The sequence below is a fragment of the Streptomyces sp. NPDC026500 genome (assembly GCF_055567635.1).
Genome location: NZ_JBVHQB010000002.1, coordinates 310,412 through 337,269, shown reverse-complemented (window position 1 = coordinate 337,269; position 26,858 = coordinate 310,412). Strand labels below are relative to the sequence as shown.

At 71.6% G+C, this 26,858-nt stretch carries 23 protein-coding genes; 8 read left to right on the top strand and 15 right to left on the bottom strand.

Annotation, left to right across the window (positions count from 1 at the left end; genetic code table 11):
• The first annotated feature begins 113 nt into the window (after positions 1–113).
• A complete protein-coding gene (locus tag ACZ4N5_RS04590; protein ID WP_467755658.1) occupies positions 114–1,667 on the top strand; it encodes an alpha/beta hydrolase in 1,554 nt (517 codons plus the stop codon).
• Between the two features lie 71 nt (positions 1,668–1,738).
• On the opposite strand, the gene moeZ is transcribed toward ACZ4N5_RS04590, so the two are convergent.
• The 12 genes from moeZ to ACZ4N5_RS04530 all read right to left on the bottom strand — a co-directional run bounded on the left by moeZ (position 1,739) and on the right by ACZ4N5_RS04530 (position 16,917).
• Complete coding sequence (gene moeZ / locus ACZ4N5_RS04585) at positions 1,739–2,917, bottom strand: adenylyltransferase/sulfurtransferase MoeZ (RefSeq protein WP_467755657.1); 1,179 nt, start codon at positions 2,915–2,917, stop codon at positions 1,739–1,741.
• Between the two features lie 63 nt (positions 2,918–2,980).
• Complete coding sequence (locus ACZ4N5_RS04580; protein ID WP_467755656.1) at positions 2,981–3,730, bottom strand: spherulation-specific family 4 protein; 750 nt, start codon at positions 3,728–3,730, stop codon at positions 2,981–2,983.
• Complete coding sequence (locus ACZ4N5_RS04575) at positions 3,718–4,680, bottom strand: NAD-dependent epimerase/dehydratase family protein (protein ID WP_467755655.1); 963 nt, start codon at positions 4,678–4,680, stop codon at positions 3,718–3,720. Before ACZ4N5_RS04575 ends, ACZ4N5_RS04580 begins: the two co-directional genes overlap by 13 nt.
• A 245-nt stretch (positions 4,681–4,925) precedes the next feature.
• The gene (locus ACZ4N5_RS04570; RefSeq protein WP_467755876.1) at positions 4,926–5,951 is read right to left on the bottom strand and encodes a hypothetical protein; all 1,026 of its coding nucleotides are present in this window, start codon (positions 5,949–5,951) and stop codon (positions 4,926–4,928) included.
• Positions 5,952–6,163: 212 nt separating this feature from the next.
• Positions 6,164–7,963 (bottom strand): DUF3492 domain-containing protein, encoded by a 1,800-nt coding sequence (locus tag ACZ4N5_RS04565; protein ID WP_467755875.1) that lies wholly within the window; start codon positions 7,961–7,963, stop codon positions 6,164–6,166.
• A 210-nt stretch (positions 7,964–8,173) separates the two neighbouring features.
• Positions 8,174–9,979 carry a dipeptide ABC transporter ATP-binding protein gene (locus tag ACZ4N5_RS04560; RefSeq protein WP_467755654.1) on the bottom strand — a complete coding sequence of 602 codons (1,806 nt, stop codon included), beginning with the start codon at positions 9,977–9,979 and terminating at the stop codon, positions 8,174–8,176.
• Positions 9,976–10,974: an ABC transporter permease gene (locus ACZ4N5_RS04555; RefSeq protein WP_467755653.1), complete on the bottom strand. Its 999-nt coding sequence runs from the start codon at positions 10,972–10,974 to the stop codon at positions 9,976–9,978. Before ACZ4N5_RS04555 ends, ACZ4N5_RS04560 begins: the two co-directional genes overlap by 4 nt.
• A complete protein-coding gene (locus ACZ4N5_RS04550; RefSeq protein WP_467755652.1) occupies positions 10,971–12,092 on the bottom strand; it encodes an ABC transporter permease in 1,122 nt (373 codons plus the stop codon). The genes ACZ4N5_RS04555 and ACZ4N5_RS04550 overlap by 4 nt, the downstream gene beginning before the upstream one ends.
• A gap of 4 nt (positions 12,093–12,096) precedes the next feature.
• Entirely contained in the window at positions 12,097–13,815 is a 1,719-nt protein-coding gene (locus ACZ4N5_RS04545; RefSeq protein WP_467755651.1) for an ABC transporter substrate-binding protein, read from the bottom strand.
• Between the two features lie 200 nt (positions 13,816–14,015).
• On the bottom strand, positions 14,016–14,108 hold the full coding sequence (locus ACZ4N5_RS04540; RefSeq protein ID WP_328553587.1) for an Ms4533A family Cys-rich leader peptide: 93 nt from the start codon (positions 14,106–14,108) through the stop codon (positions 14,016–14,018).
• A gap of 56 nt (positions 14,109–14,164) precedes the next feature.
• Positions 14,165–15,196: a DUF3152 domain-containing protein gene (locus tag ACZ4N5_RS04535; protein ID WP_467755650.1), complete on the bottom strand. Its 1,032-nt coding sequence runs from the start codon at positions 15,194–15,196 to the stop codon at positions 14,165–14,167.
• Positions 15,197–15,927: 731 nt separating this feature from the next.
• Positions 15,928–16,917, bottom strand: a complete 990-nt coding sequence (locus tag ACZ4N5_RS04530; protein WP_467755649.1) for an alpha/beta fold hydrolase — start codon at positions 16,915–16,917, stop codon at positions 15,928–15,930.
• Between the two features lie 159 nt (positions 16,918–17,076).
• On the opposite strand from ACZ4N5_RS04530, the gene ACZ4N5_RS04525 reads away from it, so the two are divergent.
• From ACZ4N5_RS04525 to ACZ4N5_RS04510, 4 genes are all read left to right on the top strand, one after another.
• Complete coding sequence (locus ACZ4N5_RS04525) at positions 17,077–17,295, top strand: hypothetical protein (protein WP_467755648.1); 219 nt, start codon at positions 17,077–17,079, stop codon at positions 17,293–17,295.
• Between the two features lie 186 nt (positions 17,296–17,481).
• A complete protein-coding gene (locus ACZ4N5_RS04520) occupies positions 17,482–18,123 on the top strand; it encodes a TetR/AcrR family transcriptional regulator (RefSeq protein WP_467755647.1) in 642 nt (213 codons plus the stop codon).
• Between the two features lie 184 nt (positions 18,124–18,307).
• Positions 18,308–18,535: a DUF3107 domain-containing protein gene (locus ACZ4N5_RS04515; protein WP_365874769.1), complete on the top strand. Its 228-nt coding sequence runs from the start codon at positions 18,308–18,310 to the stop codon at positions 18,533–18,535.
• Between the two features lie 515 nt (positions 18,536–19,050).
• Positions 19,051–19,320: a hypothetical protein gene (locus tag ACZ4N5_RS04510; RefSeq protein WP_467755646.1), complete on the top strand. Its 270-nt coding sequence runs from the start codon at positions 19,051–19,053 to the stop codon at positions 19,318–19,320.
• Positions 19,321–19,382: 62 nt separating this feature from the next.
• Here ACZ4N5_RS04510 and ACZ4N5_RS04505 read toward each other — a convergent pair whose 3' ends face one another.
• A complete protein-coding gene (locus ACZ4N5_RS04505; RefSeq protein WP_467755645.1) occupies positions 19,383–20,144 on the bottom strand; it encodes a ferritin-like fold-containing protein in 762 nt (253 codons plus the stop codon).
• Between the two features lie 473 nt (positions 20,145–20,617).
• Between ACZ4N5_RS04505 and ACZ4N5_RS04500 the strand changes: the two genes are divergently transcribed.
• Together ACZ4N5_RS04500 and ACZ4N5_RS04495 are read left to right on the top strand one after the other, a co-directional pair.
• Positions 20,618–22,927: a DEAD/DEAH box helicase gene (locus tag ACZ4N5_RS04500; protein WP_467755644.1), complete on the top strand. Its 2,310-nt coding sequence runs from the start codon at positions 20,618–20,620 to the stop codon at positions 22,925–22,927.
• Between the two features lie 681 nt (positions 22,928–23,608).
• Complete coding sequence (locus ACZ4N5_RS04495; RefSeq protein WP_467755643.1) at positions 23,609–24,490, top strand: alpha/beta fold hydrolase; 882 nt, start codon at positions 23,609–23,611, stop codon at positions 24,488–24,490.
• A 25-nt stretch (positions 24,491–24,515) separates the two neighbouring features.
• Here the strand turns inward: ACZ4N5_RS04495 and ACZ4N5_RS04490 are convergent, their stop codons facing one another.
• On the bottom strand, positions 24,516–25,412 hold the full coding sequence (locus ACZ4N5_RS04490) for an NYN domain-containing protein (RefSeq protein ID WP_467755642.1): 897 nt from the start codon (positions 25,410–25,412) through the stop codon (positions 24,516–24,518).
• Positions 25,413–25,637: 225 nt separating this feature from the next.
• Between ACZ4N5_RS04490 and ACZ4N5_RS04485 the strand changes: the two genes are divergently transcribed.
• Complete coding sequence (locus tag ACZ4N5_RS04485) at positions 25,638–25,790, top strand: hypothetical protein (protein WP_020136747.1); 153 nt, start codon at positions 25,638–25,640, stop codon at positions 25,788–25,790.
• 148 nt (positions 25,791–25,938) lie between these two features.
• Here ACZ4N5_RS04485 and ACZ4N5_RS04480 read toward each other — a convergent pair whose 3' ends face one another.
• A complete protein-coding gene (locus tag ACZ4N5_RS04480; RefSeq protein ID WP_355844879.1) occupies positions 25,939–26,544 on the bottom strand; it encodes a MarC family protein in 606 nt (201 codons plus the stop codon).
• Positions 26,545–26,858: the final 314 nt, after the last annotated feature.

Here is a 26,858-nt window from a genome sequence, read left to right as displayed (position 1 = left end):
AACTGCAGGTCAGAGAGTTATCCACAGGCCTCGACGGCGATCGGCGGGCGCCGCCTACTATGGCCTGCAGGTGATCCGCGACTTCGGGCGGACCACGGGCGAGGGGGACTCTCATGACACGTTTCGCACGGTGGACGGCCGCGGCCGCCGCCGCGTTGCTGCTGGCCGGCTGTGGCGGGGGCTCGTCAGCCGGCAGCAAGGACGAGGGGAAGAACGGTGACGGGCCGTCGGCCACCGCGCCGTCTTCCGGCGGGTCGCCGGGGCTGCCCGTCTCGCTCACCTCGCAGAAGCTCGACTGGGGCCGCTGCAAGGGCACTTCGGACTCCCCCGCGCCCGGGGGCGGCTGGCAGTGCGCGACGCTCAAGGTGCCGCTGGACTACGCGAAGCCGGGCGGCGGGACGATCGGGCTGGCGCTCATCCGCTCGAAGGCGACCGGTGGTCGGGGCAAGCGCATCGGCTCGCTCCTGTTCAACTTCGGCGGCCCCGGCGGCTCGGGCGTCTCCACGATGCCGTCGTACGAGAGCGTCGTCGGCCCGCTCCACGAACGCTACGACCTGGTGAGCTGGGACCCGCGCGGGGTGGCCGCCAGTGAAGGTGTGCGGTGCCGTGGGGACAAGGCGATCCAGGCCTCCGAGTCGGTGGACGCCACACCGGACGACGCGGCCGAGGAAGCGGCGTACTTCAAGGACGCCGCGGACTTCGGCAAGGGCTGCGCGAAGGCCGCCGGAAAGCTGATGTCCCATGTCTCGACGACCGACACGGCCCGCGACATGGACCTGATGCGCCAGGTCCTCGGTGACCGCCGGATGCACTACTTCGGCATCTCGTACGGCACCGAACTGGGAGGCGTGTACGCCCACTTGTTCCCGAAGAACGTGGGACGCCTGGTGCTGGACGCGGTCGTCGACCCGAGCGCCGACACCGTGGGCCACGCCAAGAACCAGACGCTGGGCTTCCAGCGGGCCCTGGACGACTACCTCAAGTCCACCGGCCAGGACCCGAAGCAGGGCTCCCGGAAGATCGCGGACCTGCTGAAGCGGATCGACGCGAAGCCCCTGCCCACCGCCGGCGGGCGCGAGCTCAGCCAGACCCTGGCCCTCACCGGCATCGTGCTGCCGCTCTACAGCAAGGAGGGCTGGCCGCGCCTCACCGAAGCTCTGAAGGACGCCGAGGGCGGGGACGGTTCGGCCCTTCTGACGCTCGCCGACGGCTACAACGAACGCGACACCTCGGGGCACTACGGCACGACGACGCATTCCCAACGGGTCATATCGTGCTTGGACGACAAGGAGCGGCCGACTCCCGAGGAGACGAGGAAGCGGCTGCCCGAGTTCGAGAAGATCTCGCCCGTCTTCGGGGACTTCATGGGCTGGGACACGGCGGGCTGGTGCCACGACTGGCCGGTGGCCGGCCAGTACGACAACCCCGAGGTCAGCGCGTCGGGAGCCGGACCCGTGCTGGTCGTCGGCAACACCGGGGACCCGGCGACACCCTACGAGGGCGCCCGCAGGATGGCGGACGAGCTCGGCAAGGGCGTGGGTGTGGAGCTCACATGGAAGGGCGAGGGCCATGGCGCCTACGGGAGTGGCAGCGACTGTGTCGACTCGACCGTGAACAGCTACCTGCTGGACGCGACGGTGCCGAAGGACGGCAAGGTCTGTTCATGACGACGGCGGGGGTCTCACGGACACCGCGTCCGCGAAACCCCCGCCGTCGAAAGAGCGGGCCGAGCCGCCGGTCAGTACACCGGCTTCTCGGGCTCGATCTGGTTGACCCAGCCGATCACACCGCCGCCGACGTGCACCGCGTCGGAGAAACCGGCGGACTTCAGGACGGCGAGGACCTCCGCGCTGCGGACACCAGTCTTGCAGTGCAGGACGATCTTCTTGTCCTGCGGCAGGCTCTCCAGGGCGGTGCCCATGAGGAACTCGTTCTTCGGGATCAGCTTGGCGCCGGGGATCGAGACGATCTCGTACTCGTTGATCTCACGGACGTCGATGATCTCGATGTTCTCGCCGTCGTCGATCCACGCCTTGAGCTGCTTGGGAGTGATCGTCGAGCCGGCGGCCGCCTCCTGCGCCTCCTCGGACACGACGCCGCAGAAGGCCTCGTAGTCGATGAGCTCGGTGACGGTGGGGTTCTCACCGCAGACCGCGCAGTTCGGGTCCTTGCGGACCTTGACCTGGCGGTACTGCATCTCCAGGGCGTCGTAGATCATCAGGCGGCCGAGGAGCGGCTCACCGATGCCCGCGAGAAGCTTGATCGCCTCGTTGACCTGGATGGAGCCGATCGACGCGCACAGCACACCGAGGACGCCGCCCTCGGCGCAGGAGGGGACCATCCCCGGCGGCGGGGGCTCGGGGTAGAGGCAGCGGTAGCAGGGACCGTGCTCGGACCAGAAGACCGAGGCCTGTCCGTCGAAGCGGTAGATCGAGCCCCACACGTACGGCTTGTTGAGCAGCACGCACGCGTCGTTGACCAGGTAGCGGGTCGCGAAGTTGTCCGTGCCGTCGACGATCAGGTCGTACTGGCTGAAGATGTCCAGCACGTTCTCGGCCTCGAGCCGCACTTCGTGAAGGACCACGTTCACGTACGGGTTGATACCGAGCACGGAATCGCGCGCGGACTCGGCCTTGGAGCGGCCGATGTCCGCCTGGCTGTGGATGATCTGGCGCTGCAGGTTCGACTCGTCGACCTCGTCGAACTCCACGATGCCGAGCGTGCCGACGCCCGCCGCGGCCAGGTACATCAATGCCGGCGATCCAAGGCCGCCGGCGCCCACACAGAGCACCTTGGCGTTCTTCAGCCGCTTCTGCCCGTCCATGCCCACATCGGGGATGATCAGGTGGCGGGAGTACCTGCGGACCTCGTCTACGGTGAGCTCAGAGGCTGGCTCGACCAGGGGTGGCAGCGACACGGGGACTCCGTTGGTCGGTCAATCACTACGTTTGTTCTCCCCGTAACACTGCCACGCCCTTCTTCATTCCGAGACACCCGTTCCGATCCGCGAGACGATTTCGTCCCAGTAGTCGGGCATGGTCTCCCAGGGGTCGGCCTGTCCGCCGTGATCCGAGCGGTCGGTGAAATAGATCGTCGAGGCGCCCTGCCAGCGGGCGATGCGCAGTGCCTCGACCAGATGGCCGCGCGGCACACCGTGCACGAGATGGCAGAAGCGCTCGGGGGGATAGTCGGCGGTCCACTCGGCGACCTGCGACCAGCGGTATTCGGTCCAGGGGCCCGAGAAGGTCACCAGTTGGTCGGCGCTCTCGGCATATCCCGGGTGCGGGTGGGTGCCGTGGCCCAGCACGATGTGGCCGCCGTCGCACAGTGCGCGGAGCGCGCCGACCGTGCGGCGGATCTCGGGGAGGGCCGCGCGTTCGGTGGGACAGCGGTCGATGATGAATCCGTCGGACTGGTACCAGTCGAGATAGCGACGCGCGTCGGAGAGTATTTCGCCGAAGGTGCGTGCCCCACGGGCGGCGTCCAGGTGTCCCAGCACCCGGACCCCCGCGTTGCGCAGCCGGCCCGAGGCCTCCAGGCAGCGCGGGTCGGGTCTCGCGCCGGGACCGTTGTCCACGTTCAGGACGACCCAGTGCAAGGGAGTGCCGGGGCGGGTGAGTTCGTCCCATTCCACGGGAGCGACGAGGGGGTGCGCATAGCCGGGGATACCGAAGCCGAGTCCTAAGTCGGTGCTCGCGCTGCCGGTTGCGGTGCTGGTCAGATACGACATGCTGCCTCCATCCAGATGTCGGCGAGGGATTCCTCGAGGTTGATCCGGGGCCGCCAGCCGAGCCGGTCGCGTGCGGTGCGCACATCGGCCTGCTGCCAGCTGCCGCAGCCGTCCGGGTAGGGGTACGCGACCGGGGCCACGTGGTCCGGTTCGGGGCGGGGGTGGCCGATGGACGGCCGCATGGACGGGCCGGGCGGGCCGTCAAGTTCGTGCAGGGTGCCGCTGTAGCCGGCCACGCGCGCGAGGACGGCGGCGGCGTCACGGAGGCGTACGGCACGGCCCGAGCCGATGTTGATCACGCCCTGTGCGGCGGACAGGGAGGCGGCGTGGACGGCACGCGCGACATCACGGACGTCGATGAAGTCGCGCTGGACGCCGAGGCCGCCCAGTTTGAGTTCGCCGTCGCTGGCCTGCATGGCGCGGCGCAGGGCTTCGGCGAGCCGGCCGAGCGGGGATCCGGCGGGAGTGCCGGGCCCCGCGGGTGAGAAGACGCGGAGCACGACGGCGTCCAGGCCGGAGCCGAGGACGAGTTCGGTCGCGGCGAGTTTGCTCACTCCGTACGGGCCACCCGGGCGCGGGACGGCGTCCTCCGCGGTGGAGGAGCCGGGCTGGCTGGGCCCGTACTCGGCGCCGCAGCCGATCTGGACGAGCCGGGCCCCGCAGCCGCTGCGGCGCAGGGCCTCGCAGACGGTGGCGACCGCGACCGTGTTGTGCCGGGTCAGTTCGCGGGCGCCGCCGCGGGTGGCGCCCGCGCAGTTGATGACGACTCCGGGGTGCACCGCGTCCAGGAAGCGGGTGAGCGCGCCGGGGCTGCCCGAGGCGAGGTCGAACCGTACGTCGGCGTCGTCGCCGCGGCCGAGCGCGGTGAGCTGCACGGCCGGGTCGGCGAGCAGCCTGTCGGCGACGAAACGGCCGAGGTAGCCGTTGGCTCCGATCAGCAGGACCCTCATCGGGCGGCTCCCGGGGCGGATTCTCCGGTTCGGGAGGTGATCATCTGACTGTCTCCTTCGAGATGGTGCCGTCGGTCGTGAAGAGGGCCCGCGGTGTCGGCCCCGCGGGAGAAGGGGGCCCGGATCCGGGACGCTGCCCGGACGCCGGGGGGGGACTCACGGCGGTGGGGGCGTCGTGGGCCGGTTCAGGGCGGCCTCGGGCCACCGGGTCTGCAGGCTCGGTGCGTCGGGGCGCGGATCGCGGCTCATGGGGCCTCGCAGGGCAGGGCATGGGCCGAGGCGCGGGTGAGGGTGCGGGTCGCCTGGACGAGGAGGACGAGGGCGCCCGCCCCACAGGCCAGGGCCGGTACGGCGCCGGGTCCCGCCGCCCCGACCAGGTTGTCGACGGGGGTGGCCAGGAACGAGCAGCTGGGCAGGCGTGCGGCGAAGACCGTGGCGAGGGCGGTGGCCTCCGTCGCGCCCGCGCCGGCGAGCGCGCGGCCCGGGGCCTGGGTGAAGCCGCGTGCGGTCAGCAGTCGCGCGAGCAGGAGTAGTGCGCCGAGGGCACCGGCTCCGGCGTAGGCGGGTGACTCGTTCAGTGCCGTCCCGCACAGCGCGAGCAGTCCGCCCAGTGCGCACAGGAACAGGACGAACGTCCCGAGGAGCAGGGGGCGTACGGAGGCGGCGAACTCCTCCAGGCCGCGGCTCGCGCTCAGTCGGCGACGGGCGCGGGCGGCGAAGAGGTGGGCGCACCAAGCGGCCGGGGCGCAGGCCAGGGAGAGGGCAAGCACGGGTGCGGCGGCCAGGGGCCAGGGGCCGTGCGGGCCGCCTTCCCGGCCGGCGGTCAGGAGTCCGTCGCCGACCAGGGCGTACGCGACGAGCCAGCAGGTCCACGCGCGTGCGGCGTTCGTGCGGTGCCGGGTGCTCAGGGGGCCGCGGCGGAGGGCGACATGCAGGCCCGACGTCATGGCCAGGGCGCCGAACGCGGCGACGGCGAGACGCTGCTGCCCGTCGGTGAGCCGCAGCCCGACGACGACGGCCGAACCGAGGGCACCCGGCATCAGGGCGAGCGCCGCCCAGTAGGCACGCTTGCCGGGGCGCCCCGGAGTCTCGGTGCGGGGCGCGGACTCCCCGTCGCGTGCGGCGCGGGCGTACATCTCCTCGGCGAGCGAGAAGACGTCCCGGTGCCGGAAGCGCGCGGCGGTCCGGTCGGTCACCCCGTGTGCCTCCAGACCCGCCGCGATCTCCAGCGGGTCCACGGCCCGCTCGCAGAGCTCGCGGTGCCGGTGCATCAGCGCTTTCACGGGGTCCACCGCACCGCGGCGCCCGGTGGGCCTGCGCGCGCCGTGGGAGCCGTCACCTGTCGAGTCGCCGCCACGGAGTGAACCGGTGTCGCGTACTGACCGCTCGGCCCGGGTGCCGGGGCTCGCCGATGGCGTAGACCCGTCCGGTTCGCCCGGGTCGCCGAGCCCGCTCGGGGCGTCGGGTCCGGCACTGTCGATGGTCACGCGCCCTCCCCCACGGAAACGGACACCGGCACGGGCAGGGGCACGGGCGTGGGCACGGGCGCGGACGTCGGCGTGGGCGTGGGCACGGTGGCTCGTACCGGTGCCGCCTGCGCCCAGCGCGGTCGGCACGCGGTCCCCGCGGTCATGAAGCGGTTCTCGGTCCAGCGACCGGGCACATGGACCTCGGCGGGGACTCCGAAGGGCAACGGCTCCCCCTCGTCGTCCACGATGACCCGACGCACCGGGGAGTGCGAGACGATCTCCAGGTAAATGCCGTGAAATGCCGTGACGTTCTGCTCGACGGTGAAGAGTTCGAGGGCGCGTGCGCGGGCGGCCGCGCCCAGACGCTCACGGCGCTCGGGATCGCGCAGCAGCGCCACGCACGCCTCCGCGAGCGCCCGCGGATTGCGCGGCGGAACCACCAGCCCCGTACCGCCGATGACCTCGACGACGGCGCCCACATCCGTGGAGACGGTTGCCCGGCCGCACAGCATGGCCTCGACGAGACTGACCGGGAAGCCTTCGACGACGCTGGACAGGACGACCAGGGCTCCGCAGGCGTAGGCCTCCGCGAGGCTCGGGACCTCCGGACCGCCGATCTCCTCGAAGGAGACCGGGTTGTCGCCGACCGCGTGCACCCCCTCGGCCTCGTCCGGGAAGAGCTGCGCGGCCAGCGCCTTGCAGTGGGCCAGGTAGGTCGCGCCGTCCGGGCCTTCGGCGGGGGCGCCGACGATCCGCAGCCGGGTCGTCGGCTCGGCCTTGCGGATCTCGGCGAAGGCGTGCAGCAGGGAGATCAGGTCCTTCGACGGTTCGATGCGGCCGACCCACACCAGCGTGTCGGGGTCCGCGCACCGGCTGCCCCGCACGGCCTCCCCGACGTCCGCGAAGCGCGCGGCCTCCATGCCGGGGTGGACGGTGCGCAGCTTGGCGCGGTCGGCGCCGCAGCGCTCCTGCCAACGGCGGGCGTGCGCGTTGCCGGGCGTGATGAGTGCGGCGGCGCGGTAGACCTCGGTGGCGAGCCGGCCGTGGAAGGCGGCGAGCAGCGCCCGGACGGCGGGGGCCGCTTCGAGGGTCGCGGCGGACAGGTAGTGCGCCCGCAGCTGCACGCCGTACTCGGTGACCAGCAGCGGGACGCCCAGGAAGTGCCGGGCGAGGAGACCGGGCAGCGCCGCCGCTCCGCCGGCCGCGGCGTGGCAGAGGTCGGCCGAACCGAGCGCGTCGTCCTCGTACCAGTCCAGCGAGAGGGGGCGCAGGGTGCGCTCGATGTGCGCGGCGACGGTGAGCAGATCGGGTACGCGCGCGGTGCGGGCCGTGCGGAGTGCGCCGGGCGCTCGACAGGCGCCTTCCAGGGCACGCACCGCGCTCTCGGAGCGCAGGGCGCCGACCAGTCCGCCCTCGTCCCGGGCGAGTTCGGCCAGCCCGTACAGAGCACTGGCGAAACGGTCCGCCTCGGCGCCGACGGAATCCGCCGGGTCCGCGGAGACTTCCGCGCCCGCGGCTTCCGGCCCTCCGCACACCGCCGCCGCGAGTTCCCCGTATGCCTCGGCGAACCGGCGCCGGGCCCGGCGTCCGTACACCACCCCGTCGCTGGGCGCCGTCCACAGGGGTGCCGTGCGTACGTGGCCGACCTGGGGCGGCAGCTGGACCCAGCCCCGGTCCTCCTGGCGCTCCGTGCGACTGAGCGCGTAGATGTCGAACTGGTGTCGCCCGAGCCCGCGCACGAGCCGGTCGCACCAGAGTCCGGCGTCACCGCTCACATACGGATAGCCACCCTCCGTCAGCAGTCCGATGCGCACGAGCACACCCCCGATCTCCCGTATGGGGAGCCGCCGTTGACCCGGCGGCTCGCAGCGGGACGAACGTATGCGGACAAGGCGGTGGTGCGACGGACGGTTGTCCATCGCACCACCAAAAGGGGTGAACGGTCGTAACTTTCCCGCGCAGGCCGCGTTTCGTCGCGCTACGAGATCAAGCAGGCACGTTTTCGCCGGCCCGGGGACCTCGTATCAGGCCGGGGACAGCTCCTTGCGCTCCGCGCGGCGCCGCGCCGCGATCTCCGGGTCGAGTGCCGGTACGGCGGCCAGCAGCTGCCGGGTGTACGGGTCCCGCGGGCTCTCGTAGACCTCGTCGGCGGGACCGTACTCGACGAGCCGGCCGCGCCGCATCACCGCCACCCGGTCGCTGACCTGGCGTACGACCGCGAGGTCGTGGGCCACGAACACCAGCGCGAGCCCGAGTTCCCGCTGCAACTCACCGAGCAGGGCCACCACCTGGGCCTGTGTGGTGACGTCGAGCGCGGAGACCGGCTCGTCGCACACGATGGCGTGCGGCTCGGCGGCGAGTGCCCGCGCGATGCCGATGCGCTGGCGCTGTCCGCCGCTGAACTCGTGCGGGTAGCGGTCGTAGTGCGCGCCTTCGAGCCCCACGCGCTCCAGCAGTTCCCGTACGCGCCCTCGAATGCGTGCCTCGTCCCTCCCCCACTCCCGGCTTCGCCCGAGCGGGGGGACCCCCGTCCCGCGCGCCCGCAGCGGATCGGCGATGGACTCGCCCACGCTCCGCCGGGGGTTGAGGGACGACACCGGGTCCTGGAAGACCATCTGCACCGAGGGGCGGACGCCGGACTGTTCGCGCCCCTCGTGGCGGACCACGCCGGCCGTGGGCTCCAGCAGCCCCACCAGCATCCTTCCCAGGGTCGTCTTCCCGCTGCCGCTCTCGCCGACGATGCCGAGGGTCTCGCCCCGGCGGACGCTCAGCGACACGTCGTCGACGGCCGCGAACCGCTGCTTGCCGCGCCCGAACTCCCGCCGGAGCCCGACCGCTTCGAGGACGACGTCGCTGTCGACGGGCCGTGCGCCCGCGTCCGGTCCGGCGCCGTCCTCCTGCCCGGCCCGCTCGACCACGCGAGGTGTGTCCACGCGGGGGACGGCGCCGAGGAGTTCACGGGTGTACGGCTCCCGGGGTGCGCCGAGGACGGCGGCGACCGGCTCGTGCTCGACCGCGCGTCCGTGACGCATCACCAGGATCTCGTCGACGCTCTCGGCCGCGACCCCGACGTCATGGGTGACCAGCAGCAGCCCCGTCCCGGTCTCCTGCCGCAGGTCGTGCAGAAGGTCGAGGATCTGGGCCTGGACGGTCACGTCGAGGGCCGTGGTCGGTTCGTCGGCGATCAGGAGCTCGGGTTCGCAGGCCAGGGCCATGGCGATGAGCGCTCGCTGGCGCATGCCACCGCTGAACTCGTGCGGGCGCGAGCGGGACCGGCGTGCCGCGTCGGGGATGCCTACGCGGTCCAGTACCCGCACGGCACGCGCGCGTGCCGCTCGCCGGGACGCGCTGGTGTGCACCCGGTACACCTCGGCGATCTGGTCGCCGACGGCGTAGTACGGGTCGAGGGAGGACAACGGGTCCTGGAAGACCATGGCGGCCTTTCCGCCGCGCAGCCGACGCAGTTCGTCGTCGGACGCCCGCTGTACGTCGACACCGGCCACCCGGACCGTGCCGCCGACGCGCGCTCCGGTCCCCCGGTGCAGCGCCAGCAACGCCGACGCCACCGTGGACTTGCCCGAGCCGGACTCGCCGACCAGGCCCAGCGCGGCGCCCTTCTCCAGCCGGAAGGAGAGCCCGTCCACGGCGCGCAGGTCCCCGAAGTCGACGACGAGGTCGCTCACTTCGACCAGAGGGGCGGCGGCCGGGACGGAGTCAGCGGAAGAAGCCGGGGAAGCGACCTGGACGGAAGCCAGGGAAGCGGCCTCGGCGGAAGCCGGGGAAGAGGCCGCCGAAGAAATCGTGGAAGGAGTCGTGGAGAAGTCGCTCATGCCAGCACCACCCGTCGGTCGGCCACCGCGTAGAGCACGTCCGCGACGGCGTTGGCGATGACCACGAAGAAGCCGATGACCAGGACCATGCCGACGACCACGGGAAGGTCGACGACGTTCACCGCGTGCACCAGTTCCTGGCCGATGCCGGGCAGTCCGAAGAGTGTTTCGGTGAGCACGGCGCCGCCGACCGCCGAGCCGAAGGTGTTGGCGTTCAGCGCGATGATCGAGGCGAGCGCTCCCCGGACGGCGTGCCGCCCGATGATCGACCGCTCGCCCACGCCGTACGCGCGGAAGGTCCGGATGTGGTCCTCGGCGAGCGTCTCCAGCATCGAGGCCCTGGTCAGCCGGGCGAACGCGGCGGCTTCGACGAGGGCGAGCGAGAGCCAGGGGAGCACCAGGTTCCACGCCCACTGTTCGGGGTCGTCGGAGAAGTTCACGTACTGCGGGAAGGGCAGCAGTTCCAGCTGGCCGCAGACGACGATCATCAGGATAAGGCCGATGACGAAGACGGGCGTCGCCGTGCCGGCCAGGGTGAGGCCGGTCAGCACCCGCTCGCTGATCCGGCCGCGCCGCCACGCCGAGAGCACGCCGGTGCCGACGCCGAGAACCAGCCATACGGCCATCGCGCCGAACACCAGCGACAGGCTGACCGGCAGCTTCGTCAGGATCAGCCGCGTGACCTGCTGGTCGGTCTGGTACGACAGCCCGAGGCAGGGCGCCGGGCAGTGCTGGACGGAGGTGCCCGTCGAGTAGTCCTGCCCGACGAGGATCCCCTCCAGGAAGTGCCAGTAACGCACGTACAGCGGGTCCCCGAGATGCAGTTGCTCGGCGACCTGGTGCACCTGGAGGGGTGAGCAGCGCGGGCCGCAGGTGATCTGGGCGACGTTGCCGGGGGTGGCGTAGAAGACGACGTAGATGATCACCGAGATGGCGAAGAGGGTGACCGCGGTGCCGAGGGCACGGCGCAGGACGAACCCGCCGAAGCCGCTCATGCCGTGGCCTCCTTCGTCTCGTCGGAGGGCGAGCCCGGCCGGGGCGCACCCGCGCCCCGCGGGGGCGTTCCGGCGTCCTGCCCGGGCAGCCCCGTGCCGCCGCCGGTGGGTACGCCCGCGCTCGCGTCGGCCTTGGCCTCGCGCCTGCGGCCCGTGCCGACGCGCAGGCGGGAAGCCGCGCGCGGGTCGAGGGCGACGCGCACGCCGTCGCCGAGGACGGTCAGGGCGAGGACGGTGACGAACAGCGCGCCGGCGGGCAGCAGCAGGTACTGCGGCGCGGCCTGGTACCAGACGTCGGCGGCGGTCAGCATCTGTCCCCAGGACGGCGTCGGTGGCTTCACGCCGACGCCGAGGAACGACAGGGCGGCCTCGACGCCGATGTTCGCGGGCACGAGAAGCGCGGAGTACGTGATGAGCGGGGCGGCGAGGCCCGGCAGCAGATCACGGCGGGCGATCCGCCAGGTGCCCCAGCCGCTGAGCCGCGCGGCGGCGACGTAGTCCAGCTGCTTGAGCGTGAGCGTCTGCGCGCGCACGATCTTCGCGAGCGTGCCCCAGGCGATCAGGCCGATGACGAGGGCGACGAGTACGGGACGCGGGAAGCTGCCGGGCACGATGGCCAGCAGCGCCAGCGACATGATCATCAACGGCAGCGCGACGATGATCTCGGTGACGCGGCTCAACAGTTGATCAACCCATCGGTTCCCGAGCGCCGCCGCGACGCCCACGACGACGGCGATGACGACCTGCACGATGGTCGCCGCGAGCGCGACGCCGAGGGAGACCCGGGCGCCGTACACGAGGCGGGCGAACAGGTCTCGGCCGGTCTGGGGTTCGACGCCGAGCCAGTGACCGGCGCCGATGCCGCCGAGCGGGCCGACGGGGACACCGCCGCGCGCGGAGTCCACCAGCGAGGGGTGGTAGGTGGTGGGGTCCTGGCCCTCGATCGCCGTGAGCAGCGGTGCGGCGAGCGCGACCAGGACGAGCAGCGCGACGACGGCCGCCGCGACGAGGGCGGCGCGCTGCGCACGCAGCCGCCGCCAGAACTGACGGGCCCCCGAAGCCCCCGTGACGGACACGTCCGTCACGGGGGCCGAGGAGGCGACAAGTGCCTCGCTCACGGTGCTACTTCACCGCGACCTGGGAGATGTCCAGAACGCCGGTCCAGTCACTGATCACGATGTTCTTGACGCCCTCGCCGTACAGGCGCTTGTAGACCGGGTGGAACAGCGGGACGGTCAGGGCCTGCTCGCCGATCTTCTTGTCCAGTGCGCCCCAACGCTTGGCGGCCTCGTCAAGATCGGTCAACTTGTTGATCGCGTCGATCTCGTCATTGACCGACTTGTCATTGAGGAAGCCGGAGTTGAAGTTGGCTCCGTCCTTGACGATCTGCCGACCGTCGAAGATCGGGGCCAGGAAGGGGCCGCCGGAGGGCCAGTCGGCACCCCAGTGGGCGAGGAAGAAGCCCGGCTCGGACGTGGTGCTGTGGATCTTGTCGCTGTAGTCGTTCTCCTCGAGACCCTGGAGCTTGACGGTGATGCCGGCCTTCTTGAGCGCGTCCTGGACGGCGGTCGCGATCTCCGGGCTGGTCTCGAAGTCCTTGCTGTTGGAGTGGGTGAGCGTGATGGTCAGGCCGTTCTTGTGGCCCGCCTGCGCCAGCAGCTCCTTGGCCTTGGCCGCGTTGCCGGACGCGCCCGCCGGGAACAGGTCGTACGGCGTGTAGCCGAAGGACTTCTGGTTCGGCAGGTACGTCGTGGCGGGCTCGGCGAGCGACGAGCCACCCGCGGCGTTGATCACCGAGCTGCGGTCGATGGCGTACGAGATCGCCTGGCGCACCTTCGGGTCGTCGAACGGCTTCACCTTCGGGTTGAAGGCGAGGTAGTTCGTGTAGCCGAAGTGCCCGGTGCCGACGCGCGAGGCCAGCGCCTTGTCCCCCGTCACCTTGGCGAGCTCCGCCGGGCCGAGGTTGGTGTCCGTGGTGACGGCGGTGGCGTCCGCGCCCTGGGAGGAGGACAGCCGCTGGTTGATCACGGAGGAGTCCAGGCCGGACCGTACGTCGATCCGGTCCGGGTAGGCCTTGCGCTCGGCGTCGGTCGACGCGGACCAGTAGGTGTTGCGCTCCAGGGTGAGGCGCTCGCCGTCGTTCTCGTTCTTGACAACCTTGTACGGACCCGAGGAGACCGGGTGCTCCTCGTACTTCGTCCCGGTGTCCTTGGCCTTCGGGACGGGCGTGAACTGCGTCTGCGTGGCCAGGTAGGGGAACTCGCCCTCGGGCTTGTTCAGGTGGAAGACGAGGGTCAGCTCGTCCGGCGTCTCGATCGAGTCGAGGCCCTTCTTGTCCTTGTAGGGCCCCTGGTAGCCGGCCCCGCCGATCAGCCAGTCCCGCAGATAGGGCGCGCCCCCGGAGAGTTCGGCGGCGAAGGAGCGCTCGATGCCGTACTTGATGTCGGCGGACGTGATCGGCGTGCCGTCCTCGTACTTGAGGCCCTTCTTCAGGGTGTACGTCCACACGGTCGCGTTCTTGCTCGGGCGGCCGGTGTCGGTGGCGAGGTCGGGGACGACCTGGGCGCCGGCGGCCCCGTTCTCGCGGTTGCGGGTGGTGAGCGTACGGAAGACGAGCGAGGGCACGTTGCCGCCGCCGGAGGTGTAGAGCCGCGCGGGGTCGAAGTCCTGCTGCGGGTTGGCGTTCAGGACGGTGAGCGTGCCGCCCTTGTGGGGCTGGGAGTCGCCACCGGAGCTCTTGGCATCGCTGTCCTTCGGCCCGCAGGCGGCGGCGCCCGCTGCCACGACCAGGCTGACGGATGCCGCGGCCACGCGGCGCGCTATGACGGACGGTTGACGCATCGGAAGACGACCTCTCGGATGACTCGAATACTGAGACGGAATGACGCGGAGTGAGACAGAGGAGCGCAGAGCTCGCCCAGGGCGTCAGGCGTCGGAGTCCGACCGGACCGAAAGAGGCACGGGCGCGCCGAACCGCGGAGGTTCGGGAACGCACGGAAACAAGACGTGAAGGAAAGCGACGCACTCGCCGGGGGCGGGCGTCAGCAACAGTGAATGTCGGCCACGCAGAGCGCGGTCACGCCGAAGAGCGCCAGCTCAAGAGCTGCGCGAACGGAGGCGTGACGGGGCGACATGCGGAAAAATATGAACGATCTTTCGGCGCATGTCAACGCGGCCCGAGCGCTCCCTGTCAACTCCTGGGATAGGGCCAGGCGTTGGGCAGACAGTGGATTCCGTCATGGTCGAGGAACTTGGTCTGCTGCTGCATGACCGGGGCGAGATCGCCGTCCTTGCTGCAGCTGACGTGCCCGTATCCGAGGCGGTGGCCGACCTCGTGGTTGATCAGCATCTGCCGGTAGGAGTGAATCTTGTCGCCGAAGCCGTAGGTCTTGGAGCCCTGGGCCCAGCGGTACGCGTTGATCATGACGCGCTCGGTGGACGCCGAGTCGCACGACACGTTGTCCTCCGTGGTGTCGAGCCCCGACTTGGCGCACCACTCGGCGGTGGTGCCCGGGCTCGCCAGCGTGATGACGAAGTCCGGTTTGCCGGAGTCGACCCGCTCGAAGGTGCGGGCGCCGCCGTGGGCCCAGCTCCGTCCGTCGTTCAGGGTCTTCTGCACTGCCTCGGCGAAGAGCGCGCCGTCGAGACCGAGGCCCTCTTCGATGTCGACGCGGTAGGTGTACTTGCGCCCCTTGCCGGGCGCCTTGGCGACTCCGGGCACCGCCTCGAACTTCCCCGACGCCTTGAGCTTCGCGCCGAGCGGGTACGTCCTGGCCATCTTCTGGTCGTACGTCAGGGCCGCCGCGGCCACGTTCGGTTGCCCCGACTGGGTCGGCCGGTCGTCTCCGCGCGAGGCGGAATCCTGGGTCGCCCGCCCGGCGCCGCTGTCGGCGGACTCCGTCCGCGCACCGGTGTCGTGATGTCCCGAGGTCATCTGTCCGGCCACGACGACGGCCAGCACGGTGGTGACGGCGGCCGCCGCGATCCCGGTGAAGGCCCATCCCTTGCGGGCCTTGCCCTCGTCCTGCTCGTCGGTCTCCGGCAGCGGCCGCTCACCGGTCTCGGTGGACCGGGCGTTCCAGTCGGCGGCGGAGCCCTGAGGACCGGCGGCACGGGGGCCGCTCGTCCGTCCCGCCGCGCCGCCGCGAGGCTCGGGAAGGTCGCCGCTCTCCGACGTGTCGAGGTCGAACGCGTCGACGTACGCCTGCCGGGGGGCCGTCACGGCCTGCTGACGCTGCCGGGGGACCCGGGGCCCGGGAGGCGCGCCCTGCGGAGCCCCACCAGCCCTGGACTCTCCCCAGCCGCCGCCCTGTTCACGTTGCTCGGGATGACCGCCCCGCACCTGCGGCATTCCGTGGGCGGGGGTCCCGTCGGGAAGACGCGGCATTCCGTGCGCCGGAGTCCCGTCCGGAAGACGCGGCACTCCGTGCGCCGGAGTCCCGTCCGGAAGACGCGGCACTCCGTGCGCCGGAGTCCCGTCGAAAAAACGCGGCACCCCACGCGCCGGGGTGCCGCCGTCCGAACGCGGGACGCCCTGTGCCGGAGTCCCGTCCGCGAATCGCGGCACCCCGCGCGCCGGAGTGCCGTCGGTCATCCGCGGGAAGCCGTGTGCCGGAGTCCCGTCGGGAAAACGCGGCACGCCGTGCGCCGGGGTGCCCTCCTGGAAGCGTGGCACCCCACGCGCGGGAGTGCCGTCGGCCGTCCGCGGGAAACCGTGTGCCGGAGTCCCGTCGTCGAAATGTGGTGCGCCTCGCTCCGGTGCGCCTCGCTGCGGGCTCCCGCCCGCCGACGGGTAGGGACCCAGGGGGCCGGGCGGGCGTGTCGCCGCGCGGCGGGCGTCGTCCGGGCCCTGCGCCGGAGCGGACGCCGCTTCCTCTGCCGGAACCGCTCGCGTCTGCGAGGTGTCCGTCCTGCCGGCCCGCCCCCGACGACTGTGTCGTCCCACTTCCCGCCTCAGCTCTCCGCGCCGATTGCCACCGAAGAGGTCAACTCTCCCAGGTCCGCCAGGAGTTCACGGAAGGCGGTGGCCACCGTCTCCGGATACTCCATCATGGCGACGTGCCCCGCCTCCGGCAGGGACAACAGCCGGGAGTCGCGGAAGGCACGGGCCGCGCGCTGCGCCATACGGTAGCCGACAAGTTGGTCGCGTCCGCCGTAGACCAGGAGCGTCGGGGCGAGCACCCGTTCGGCCTGACGCCACAGTCCGTGCTGGCCGCCCATCGTGTAGGCGTTCACCACCCCGCGCGCGGAGCGTGCCATGGCGTCCCAGAAGTAGGGCAGGGCGAGCCGCCGCTCCATCTCCTCGACCGCGTCACGGAACCCCTCGGGCGTCACGATGCCCGGATCGCCGTAACAGAGGGCCAGTACCCCGCGTACGCGCTGCTCAGCGCTCCATTCCTTGGTGAGCTTGGTGAACAGCCCCGCCACCCCGGGCACCGCGAGCAGCGCGGTCGGCCACGCGGTGCGCTGCGCGCGGATCTCGGGCAGCGCCGGGGAGACCAGCGTGACCGTCCGGACGAGATCCGGCCGGACGGCCGCGACGCGCGTCGTGACGGCTCCGCCGAGCGAATTGCCGAAAAGGTGTACGGGGCCTCGTCCGGACGCGTCGAGATAACGGATGACCGCCCGCGCGTGGCCGGTGACCGAGTAGTCGCCGTCGTCCGGTGGCGGCGAGTCGCCGAAGCCCGGCAGATCGAGGGCCTCGCTGTCCACGAGCCCGTCGAGCAGGGACATCAGCGCCGACCAGTTCTGCGAGGAACCGCCCAGACCGTGCACGTACAGCGCGGACGGCAGGTTCTCCCGGGCCGGAGGTCTCGACCGGATCGTCAGCGTGATGCCGGGCAGCCCGACCGATCGCAGTCGCTCCCCCTCCGCGACCCTGACGGCGCCGACCCTCGGCATGACGGTGGCGGCCGGTGCGGAAGGGAGTTCGGTCGAAGACATGCCGCAATGTTACGAGACGATCACGCGGGGGCTCATGTGTTCGCGGTCACAGATCGCGAGCGGATCGCATAGCGTCCGGATCGCGTGTCTCCTAGGCTTCGAACGAGGGCACTCGTACGTACATCAGGAGCGCACTCGTACCGTTCGGGAAGAGGAACCATGACAGTCGACCCGACAGACCCCGGAACATTCGACGACCAGTTCCGGGAAATCCTCGACACGGAGACCCCTGAGGCCGACGCCGTCGAGCAGTCCACCGAGCTGGATCCCGCGGAAGAGGTCGACCCGGAACCCCCGGGCGACCGCCTGAACGCCGATGATGCGGATCTCGCCGAGCAGTCCCGGGTCGTCCGACTGAACGAGGACGACTACAGGTGACGTGACACCGCTGATCAGGGCCGTCGGGACGGCCAGGTGCCCAGCTCGTCCCCTTCGGCACACTGTGCGCCGTCCCGTCGGCGTCCGGTCCGTGAAATTCTGCGCTCGCACCGCACACAGCACGGTTACCGAAAAGTACGATGGCGGCGCGGCGCACACCGCACGTGGACAATTTTGGGAGGCGGCGTGACAGCCATCGAGCAGACAGAGGCAGCACGCCCGCGGGGCACTCGCCTGCCGCGCCGTGCCCGACGCAACCAGCTCCTCGGCGCCGCCCAGGAAGTTTTCGTTGCGCAGGGATATCACTCGGCCGCCATGGACGACATCGCCGAGCGCGCGGGCGTCAGCAAGCCGGTTCTCTACCAGCACTTCCCGGGCAAGCTCGATCTGTACCTCGCCCTGCTCGACCAGCACTGCGAGTCGCTGCTCCTGTCGGTGCGGACGGCTCTCGCGTCGACCTCGGACAACAAGCTGCGCGTCCGCGCCACCATGGATGCCTACTTCGCCTACGTGGAGGACGAAGGCGGCGCCTTCCGGCTGGTCTTCGAGTCGGACCTGACCAATGAGCCGGCGGTGCGCGAGCGCGTCGACAAGGTGACGCACGAGTGCGCCGAGGCGATCTGCGACGTCATCGCGGAGGACACCGGTCTCTCGCGCGCCGAGTCGATGCTCCTCGCCTCGGGCCTCGGCGGTCTGGCCCAGGTGGTGGCCCGTTCCTGGCTGCACAGTGACCGCAGTGTCCCGCGCGACCAGGCGGTCCAGCTGCTGACCTCGCTCGCCTGGAGGGGGATCGCGGGGTTCCCGCTGCACGGCACCGATCACCAGTGACCCACCGAATCACCGACACGCAGGAAGCGGCCGGGGGCGCACCCCTCGGCCGCTTCTTTGTTCCCGTCGGCTGTTCGCTCCTGGCGTTCCCGGGCGGAGCGTGCACCTCCCCTCGCCGGGCTAATGTGTGCTGCGTACGGCGCGTACGAACGCGCACATGACTGACCGTCGGAGGGACAAAGCCGTGGAGGTCAAGATCGGCGTGCAGCACGCGCCCCGCGAGATCGTTCTGGAGAGCGGTCAGACACCGGAAGAGGTCGAGCGCGCGGTGTCCGAGGCGCTGTCCGGCCAGTCGCAGCTGCTGAGCCTCGTGGACGACCACGGCCGCAAGGTCCTGGTTCCGGCCGACCGGCTGGCGTACGTGGAGCTCGGCGAGCCCACGCAGCGCAAGGTCGGATTCAGCGCTCTGTAGGGCGACAGCGCGACAGAGCAACGAAGTGGTGGGTGAAGGGCCCGGTGACGTGTCACCGGGCCCTTCACGCATCGCGTCCCGCTTGGCGCACTTCGCTCCGGTCCGGCTCTCGCATCCCGCCGCCGTCCGCTTCGCGCGGCCCGCTCCTGGCCTTTTCGCGCGGCCCGCCGTCGTCCGCGTCGCGCAGCCCGCTCCCGGCCTCTTCGCTCGGCCCGCCGCCGTCCGGCTCTCGTAGCCCGCTCCCGTCCGGCAGACCCTGGCCCGACCGGCGCCGCCCGCGCCTGCTCCGGCGCGCGCCCGGCCCCGTACCACCGGCGAAACCCCGTACCACCGCCGAAACCGCGTACCGCCCCCCGCTGCCGCCGACCGCCGACCGCCGGGGCGCGCTGTCCCGTGCACCCGGCGCGTCCACAGATGGAGCACATGCCGGGCACAGGGGAGGGTTGCGTTCCGCACGTCAGGGGTAGGACCGGCTACGACCGATTTGCACCGGCCGTGCGGGAGGGACCTTCACCATGTTCTTGGAAGCGCTCGGCTCCGCGCTGCTCGGTTTCGCGCTGGCGTGGGCGGCCTCGTACCGCCTGCCCCACCGGTTGCCGGCACGCAGTCTGGTCCTGTCGACCGGCGTGGCAGGAGCCCTGTTCGGCGCCTTCCTGACGCACACGACGCTGGGCTCCGGCTACTTCCTGGTCATCCTTCTCGGCGCGGCGGCCGTCTCCGCGGCGCTGCTGTCGCTGCTGCTCCGCCCCGAGGAGCGGTTTCGCCGCCGCTCGGCGACGGCGTAAGCCGTTCCGCAGACCCCGCTCCCGCGACCGTGAACCGCGCCCCTAGTCGGCCGAGCTGAGCCCTAGGCGGCGAGGCCGAGTGCGGCCATCCGCTTGGTGTGCGCCTCGGTGATCCGGGAGAACATCCGGCCGACCTCCGCGAGATCGAAACCGTCCGCGACGCCGCCCACGAGCATCGTCGACAGGGCGTCGCGGTCGGCGACCACGCGCTGCGACTGGGACAGGGCCTCGCCCATCAGCCGTCGCGCCCACAGCGCGAGCCGGCCGCCCACCCGCGGGTCGGCGTCGATCGCGGCGCGCACCTTCTCGATGGCGAAGCCGGCGTGACCGGTGTCGTCGAGGACGCCGAGGACGAGCTGCCGGGTGTCCGAGTCGAGGCGGGCCGCGACCTCGCGGTAGAAGTCACTGGCGATCGAGTCGCCGACGTACGCCTTGACGAGCCCCTCCAGCCAGTCCGAGGGAGCCGTCTGCCGGTGGAAGCCGTCGAGCGCGGCGACGAAGGGTTCCATCGCCTGCGTCGGCTCCGCGCCGACCGCGGAGAGCCGGTCCCGCAGCTGCTCGAAGTGGTGGAACTCGGCGGACGCCATCTTCGCCAGCTCCGCCTTGTCGCTGAGCGTGGGCGCCAGCTTGGCGTCCTCCGCGAGCCGCTCGAACGCCGCGAGCTCGCCGTACGCGAGCGCTCCCAGCAGGTCCACGACCGCGGCGCGGTACTGCGGCTCGGCCGAGGCCGTGTCCCAGTTCTGCGCGGCGACTCCGGTGGCCGCGGGGGCGGTGTCGGCGGGGGCCTCGGCGGGCTTCTCAGCGGCGTTGTCAGGCGTCGTCATGAAGCGCACAATAGCCCGCTCACAGCACGAGGGAAGTCCCTGGTCAACCAGTGTGACGACGACTACGTGACCAAATCGGCCATCGCATGTGCGCGATTCCGGGGTATGGTGGTAATGCGCCCGGCGAGTAAATTCGACGGGCCGCACGAATGAGGATGCCCGGTCGGTGGCCCGATCGGCTCCGACCCGACAGCCCTCCTCGTCGGTACGGCACATTGCGTACGGCATCCGGAGGGAACCCTCAGCGGCACGAGAGCTCGAGCGTCGGCAGTGGTCCCAAGCCACTCGGCCCGCCCGTCAAGAGCGGCCGACGTCCCCGGCACGGTCCCGACACGACCCCCGCGCTCGCCTCGCACCGCGTACACAGAAGAGGCAGCACCCTGACTACGACTTTCCGAGACCTCGGAATCCTTCCTGAGACCGCCGAAGCCCTTGAGGCCGTCGGCATCATCAACCCCTTCCCCATCCAGGAGATGACGCTCCCCGTCGCCCTTTCCGGCAGCGACGTCATCGGCCAGGCCAAGACCGGCACCGGCAAGACGCTGGGCTTCGGCCTTCCGCTCCTGGAGCGCGTCACCGTCCCCGCGGACGTCGAGGCGGGCCGGGCCAAGCCCGAGCAGCTCACCGACGCCCCGCAGGCCCTCGTCGTCGTCCCGACGCGCGAGCTGTGCACCCAGGTGACCAACGACCTGCTGACCGCGGGCAAGGTCCGCAACGTGCGCGTTCTCGCCATCTACGGCGGCCGGGCGTACGAGCCCCAGGTGGAGGCCCTGAAGAAGGGCGTCGACGTCATCGTCGGCACCCCGGGCCGACTGCTGGACCTCGCGGGCCAGAAGAAGCTCAACCTCAAGCACATCAAGGCGCTCGTCCTCGACGAGGCCGACGAGATGCTCGACCTGGGCTTCCTGCCCGACGTCGAGAAGATCATGAACATGCTGCCGGCCCGCCGTCAGACGATGCTGTTCTCGGCGACCATGCCGGGCGCGGTCATCGGTCTCGCGCGCCGCTACATGTCGCAGCCCACGCACATCCGCGCCTCCGAGCCGGACGACTCGGGTGCGACAGTGCGCAACACCGCGCAGTTCGTCTACCGCGCGCACAACATGGACAAGCCCGAGCTGGTCGCCCGCATACTGCAGGCCGACGGCCGCGGCCTGGCCATGGTCTTCTGCCGCACCAAGCGCACGGCGGCCGACCTCGCCGACCAGCTCCAGCAGCGCGGTTTCGCCTCCGGCGCGGTCCACGGCGACCTCGGCCAGGGCGCCCGCGAGCAGGCGCTGCGCGCGTTCCGCAACGGCAAGGTCGACGTCCTCGTCTGCACCGACGTCGCGGCCCGCGGTATCGACGTCGAGGGTGTCACCCACGTCATCAACTACCAGTCCCCCGAGGACGAGAAGACGTACCTGCACCGCATCGGCCGCACCGGCCGCGCGGGTGCCAAGGGCATCGCGATCACCCTCGTCGACTGGGACGACATCCCGCGCTGGCAGCTGATCAACAAGGCGCTGGACCTCGGCTTCGGCAACCCGCCGGAGACGTACTCCACGTCCCCGCACCTCTTCGAGGAGCTGAGCATCCCGGCCGGCACCAAGGGTGTCCTGCCGCGTTCCGAGCGCACCCGCGCCGGGCTCGCCGCCGAAGTGGTCGAGGACCTGGGCGAGACCGGCGGCCGTGGCGGCCCGCGTGGCCGCGGTGGCCGTTCGGCGGCGCCGTCGACCAACGAGCGCGAGCGTGAGCGCACGCCGCGCACGCCGCGCCAGCGCCGTCGTACGCGCAACGGTGCCCCGATGGACGAGACGTCCGCGTCCACGTCCCCCGAGACGACCACGGAGTCTCCCGCGTCCGTCGAGGCCACCGAGCCCCGCACGCCGCGCCGCCGTCGGCGTACGCGCGGTGGAGCGGGCTCCGAGCCGATGGCCGCCGCTGCCGTGGCCGCCCCGGTGGCCGAGGCCGCGGAAGCCGCCGTCGCGACGGCGGAGGGTGTCACCGACGAGCCGGCCGCGCCGCGCCGTCGCCGTGCCCGGAAGAGCGCCGAACCCACCGCGACCGCTGTCGAGACGGCGGAGGCGGCGGTGACCGCTGCCGAGGCCGTGGTCGAGAGCGTGGCCGCCGAGGCCGTCGCCGAGGCTCCGGCCAGGCAGGCCCGCCGTCGGACCCGCAAGCCCGTCGAGACGGCGCCTGCAGCCGAGACGGTCGCCGAGGCCGTCGAGGTCACCGAGGCTCCGGCCAAGCCCGTGCGGCGCCGGACCCGTAAGGCCGCGGAGGCCGTTCTCGACACCGTCGAGGCCGCCGCGACCGAGGTCGCCGACACGGTCGCCGAGACCAAGCCCCGGCGCACCCGCGCCAAGGCCGCGAGCACGGTCACGGACGCGGCCGAGGCCGCCGAGGTGACGGAGGCCAAGCCCGTACGCCGCCGGACCCGCAAGGCCGTCGCCGAAGCCGACATCCCGGCCCAGGCCGCCGCCGAGGCCGAGGCGAAGCCCGCCACGCGTCGACGCACCCGCAAGGCCGCGGAGGCCGTTCTCGACACCGTCGAGGCCGCCGCCACCGAGGTCGCCGACACGGTCACCGAGACCAAGCCCCGGCGCACCCGCGCCAAGGCCGCCGCCACGGACGCCCCCGAGACCGCCGACACGACGGACGCCAAGCCCGTACGCCGCCGGACCCGCAAGGCCGTCGCCGAAGCCGACATTCCGGCCCAGGCCGCCGACGAGGCCGAGGCGAAGCCCGCCACCCGTCGACGCACCCGCAAGGCTGTCGCCACGGAGCCCGCGGACAGCTGATCTCCCGTCCCATGGCCCGGTCCCCCTTCCGGTGGGGCCGGGCCATCGGCGTTTTCCGACCTCCTCGCACCGCGACCGGTCCCGCTACCGATCCCCTCACCAACCCCCGCCAGGCACCCGCGGCCGGACCCGCAGGTCCCGCCGCGCCCCCACCCGCCGCCGGACCCGCCACACGCCCCTACCTGCCGCGGACCCGCCACCTCCACCTGCCGCCGGACCTGCCGCGCACCCGGCCGGTCCGCCTCAGACTCCCTGCATACCGGTCCGCCTCACACGCACTCCCTGCGTACCGGTCCGCCTCACACTCCCTGCACGCCGGTCCGCCTCGCACTCCTGCATGTTCTCGTCGCCCACCCCGCCGGTCGGTCCCGTCACGCGCCCCCGCAGGCCCCCCACGCCCCCTTCCGGCCCCGTCGCCCGACCTCGCCGATCCGGCCTCCCAACCCTGCTGGTCCGGCCCGGCGCGCTGGCTTTCCCGGGCTTCCGACCGTCGCTGTCCCTCCGTCGGCCCTTTCCGCTCCGCCACCCGGGGTTCGGCCTCGACCCCTGGGCGCCCGGTCACCGGTCGCCGAATTCCGCGGCCGATCAGGATGTCGGCTGCCCGCGGACCCCACCCGGCACCGGCCCCGGACCGCCCCACCCGCCGAGCGTCCGTCGCCGACGCCCGATAGCCTCCTCCGCATGAGCAGGCCCTACACGTTCGTTCCGCCCGCCGGTGTCCGCGCCTACCGACTGTCGACCGCGCGCGGCGAGTTCGCCGTGCTCGACGGCGTGCCGGACGGACAGCCCAAGGGGACCGCCTTGCTGCTGCCGGGCTTCACCGGGAGCAAGGAGGACTTCATCGCGCTGCACGCGCCGTTGGCCGCGGCGGGGTACCGGACGGTGGCCGTCGACGGGCGTGGGCAGTTCGAGACCGAGGGGCCGCGGGACGACGAATCGGCCTACGCGCAGAGCGAGTTGGCGCAGGACGTGCTCGCGCAGGCGGCCGCCCTCGGCACCCCCGTCCACCTCGTGGGGCACTCGCTCGGCGGCCTGATCGCCCGCGCCGCGGTACTGATCGACCCGTCGCCGTTCGTCTCACTGACGCTCATGGCCTCCGGCCCCGCCCAGATCTCCACGCCTCAGCAGCAGCGCGTCAAGCTGTTGCGGGACGCGCTGGCCGTGATGAGCATGGCCGAGGTGTGGGAGGCGATCCAGGCGATGGAGCCGCCCGAGGAGACCGACACGGGCGGGCTGGACGCCGGGCTCGACGACCTCGCCGACCTGCGCCGCCGCTGGCTCGGCAACAGTCCCGCCCAGCTCGTCGCGACGGGCCGCCAGCTCTGCGACGAACCCGACCGCGTCGCCGAACTGGCCGCCGTTCCCCTGCCCAAGCACGTGATATCCGGCGCGCGCGACGACACCTGGCCTGTCTCCCTGCTGGACATGATGGCCGTACGACTGGACGCGCACCGCACGGTCGTCGAGGGGGCGGAGCACTCCCCGAACGCCGACCAGCCCCTGCAGACCGCCCGCGCGCTGGCCGGTTTCTGGGACGGCACGCACCCGCACCCCGCGACCTGATCGGCTCGACAGCCCCTGGCCCCGGCTAGTACTGCGCCTGCAAGTGCTCCCAGAAGCCGTCCCGCAGTGCGCGGCGCAGGTCCGACTGTCCGCGCAGGGAGTACTGGAGCAGACCCTCGGCCTCGACCAGCAGGTCCTGGTCGACCGAGCCGGGAAGGTAGGGGTGCCCGGGAAGCAGCTCCACCAGGGATTCGCGGCCCCGTGCGGCCAGCCACTTCGCTGCGATCTGGGCGCCCACGAAGCGCACGTCCTCCCGGCTGGGCCGGACCGCCGCCGTCGGGTCGTACGACTGCGCGGTCCGTCTGGCCACATACGGCTTGAAGAAGTCGAGGTCGAGCGTGCGCTGGCTGTCGACCTCCCAGAGAAGGGGCTCGGCCTGGTTGCGGCCCTCGGGCGCCTCGATGCCCCAGAGGTGGACCCGGGCGCCGTAGCCCTGCGCCGCCTCGACCGCGGAGACGAGGTCCTCGTCGCCGCCGAGCAGCGCCGCGTCACTGATCGCGCGGTGCCGGGCGAGGGACTCCAGGTCCGACCTGATGAGTGAATCGACGCCCTTTTGCTGGTTGTTGGCGTTCAGGTTGCCCAACCGGACCTTCACGTCCGGGAGTTCGGCGATCGACTGCTGCTCCGCGGTGTGGATACGGCGCCGGGCGCCGTCGTACCAGTAGACGCGCAGCAGCCGGCTGTCCGCGAAGATCGTGCGGGCCCGGTCGATGAGCGCCTCGATGAGGCCCTCGGTGTCCAGGTCGAACGAACGGCGGTCCTCCGTGCCGGCGACGAGCCGTCCCGCGGCCGCGTACAGATATCCGGCGTCGACGAAGATCGCATGGGTGGAGGGGGTCTTCGCGACCTCGGCGAGCATCCGCTGGAGCAGCTCGTTCGTACGGTCTATGCGGGCGGCGAGCGCCGCGTGGTCGTCGTTCATCAATGCCATTGTCCCGGCGGTCACGCTGCGAACACAACTGGCGCCGTTCAGTCTCCGCCACCCGGCCTACCCGCCGGTAATTAGGTTCTCGAAAAATTTCCTTAGCGTAGGGAATGTTTGTAACACGCATCCCGTTGAATCCGTATAAGAGCGAGGCAGAGGTGCCTCGCTCCTCACACACAAGTAGTTCTCCTCAGGAGGATGACCAGACGAAGGGAGAAGCCCATGCGCTTCGAAATCATGCGACTCGACGATGTCGACGGCACGCCCGTGGACAGCACTGTCGTAGACGCCGCCTCCGTCAACCGGATCGTTCAGCAGGCCGCCGCCATCGGGCAGCGACTGTGGATCCGCCCGGCCGATACAACCGCTTCGTAACACGACGATCATCCGCTTCGCCGTACGAGGACGCACCGAACGCACCTCGTAGGACCGAAACGCGTCGCGGACCGCAGACGCTGCTCAGACTTCAGAGCCCCGCACGGCGAGGATGCCGTGCGGGGCTCTGCGTGTCCTGACGGCGTCGTCAGCTCCCCTGTATCACCTGCGTGACGCCGTTGATGATCTGCTGCACCGCGATGGCGGAGAGCATCATGCCCGCGAGCCGGGTCACCAGCACCACGCCACCGTCCTTGATGACGCGGATGATCAGCAGCGAGTAGCGCATGACGACCCACAGCACGACGTGGATCGCGAGGATGGCGCTCCACAGCGAGACCTGAGTGGCGACGGTGTCGGCCTTCTGCACCGCGAGGATCACGGACACGATCGCGCCGGGCCCGGCGAGCAGCGGCATGCCCAGGGGTACGAGAGCGACGTTGACGTCCTTGGTCTGCTTCGGCTCGTCGGTCTTGCCGGTCAGCAGGTCGAGGGCGATGAGCAGGAGCAGCAGTCCGCCCGCGATCATCAACGCGGGTACCGAGACGTGCAGGTAGTCGAGGATCTGGTGCCCGAGGAGCCCGAAGACGGTGATGACGCCACCGGCGACGCAGACCGCCTGGAAGGCCATCCGCCGCTGCACCCTGGCGGGGCGACCGGCGGTGAGCGCCAGGAAGATCGGGGTGATCCCGGGGGGATCCATGATGACGAAGAGTGTGACGAACAGGGAGCCGAAGACGGCGACGTCGAACATGGTGAAGGAAAGCCTTGCGAGGTGGTGGGAGAGGGTGGGCGGGTCTTCCGGCCACCGCTTCGGGCAGTCGTTCCGCGAGGCGGAACAGGGCGGCACGACCGGCGGTGCCGGGTGCCTGGGAACGGGCCGGTGAACACGGTTCCGGCCGAGCGTGGGGGCGGGACGTACGCCCTGGATGTACGCCCCGTGCGGGCGCGGGTCCGTCCGACGGCGGCCGAGCAGGGCCCGGAAGGCGTGACCCCGGCCCGGCGACGTGCGGGACGACCGACCGGACCGGGCCGGGGGCCTCAGTGCGCGCGCCGCCCGGCGGGTGG

Coding starts and splice junctions, on each gene's coding strand:
- ACZ4N5_RS04590 (WP_467755658.1), top strand. CDS start 114: ATGACACGTTTCGCACGGTGGACGGCCGCGGCCGCCGCCGCGTTGCTG.
- ACZ4N5_RS04580 (WP_467755656.1), bottom strand. CDS start 3,730: ATGTCGTATCTGACCAGCACCGCAACCGGCAGCGCGAGCACCGACTTA.
- ACZ4N5_RS04575 (WP_467755655.1), bottom strand. CDS start 4,680: ATGAGGGTCCTGCTGATCGGAGCCAACGGCTACCTCGGCCGTTTCGTC.
- ACZ4N5_RS04570 (WP_467755876.1), bottom strand. CDS start 5,951: ATGCACCGGCACCGCGAGCTCTGCGAGCGGGCCGTGGACCCGCTGGAG.
- ACZ4N5_RS04560 (WP_467755654.1), bottom strand. CDS start 9,979: ATGAGCGACTTCTCCACGACTCCTTCCACGATTTCTTCGGCGGCCTCT.
- ACZ4N5_RS04555 (WP_467755653.1), bottom strand. CDS start 10,974: ATGAGCGGCTTCGGCGGGTTCGTCCTGCGCCGTGCCCTCGGCACCGCG.
- ACZ4N5_RS04545 (WP_467755651.1), bottom strand. CDS start 13,815: ATGCGTCAACCGTCCGTCATAGCGCGCCGCGTGGCCGCGGCATCCGTC.
- ACZ4N5_RS04540 (WP_328553587.1), bottom strand. CDS start 14,108: ATGTCGCCCCGTCACGCCTCCGTTCGCGCAGCTCTTGAGCTGGCGCTC.
- ACZ4N5_RS04530 (WP_467755649.1), bottom strand. CDS start 16,917: ATGTCTTCGACCGAACTCCCTTCCGCACCGGCCGCCACCGTCATGCCG.
- ACZ4N5_RS04525 (WP_467755648.1), top strand. CDS start 17,077: ATGACAGTCGACCCGACAGACCCCGGAACATTCGACGACCAGTTCCGG.
- ACZ4N5_RS04510 (WP_467755646.1), top strand. CDS start 19,051: ATGTTCTTGGAAGCGCTCGGCTCCGCGCTGCTCGGTTTCGCGCTGGCG.
- ACZ4N5_RS04505 (WP_467755645.1), bottom strand. CDS start 20,144: ATGACGACGCCTGACAACGCCGCTGAGAAGCCCGCCGAGGCCCCCGCC.
- ACZ4N5_RS04500 (WP_467755644.1), top strand. CDS start 20,618: ATGACGCTCCCCGTCGCCCTTTCCGGCAGCGACGTCATCGGCCAGGCC.
- ACZ4N5_RS04495 (WP_467755643.1), top strand. CDS start 23,609: ATGAGCAGGCCCTACACGTTCGTTCCGCCCGCCGGTGTCCGCGCCTAC.
- ACZ4N5_RS04490 (WP_467755642.1), bottom strand. CDS start 25,412: ATGAACGACGACCACGCGGCGCTCGCCGCCCGCATAGACCGTACGAAC.
- ACZ4N5_RS04485 (WP_020136747.1), top strand. CDS start 25,638: ATGCGCTTCGAAATCATGCGACTCGACGATGTCGACGGCACGCCCGTG.
- ACZ4N5_RS04480 (WP_355844879.1), bottom strand. CDS start 26,544: ATGTTCGACGTCGCCGTCTTCGGCTCCCTGTTCGTCACACTCTTCGTC.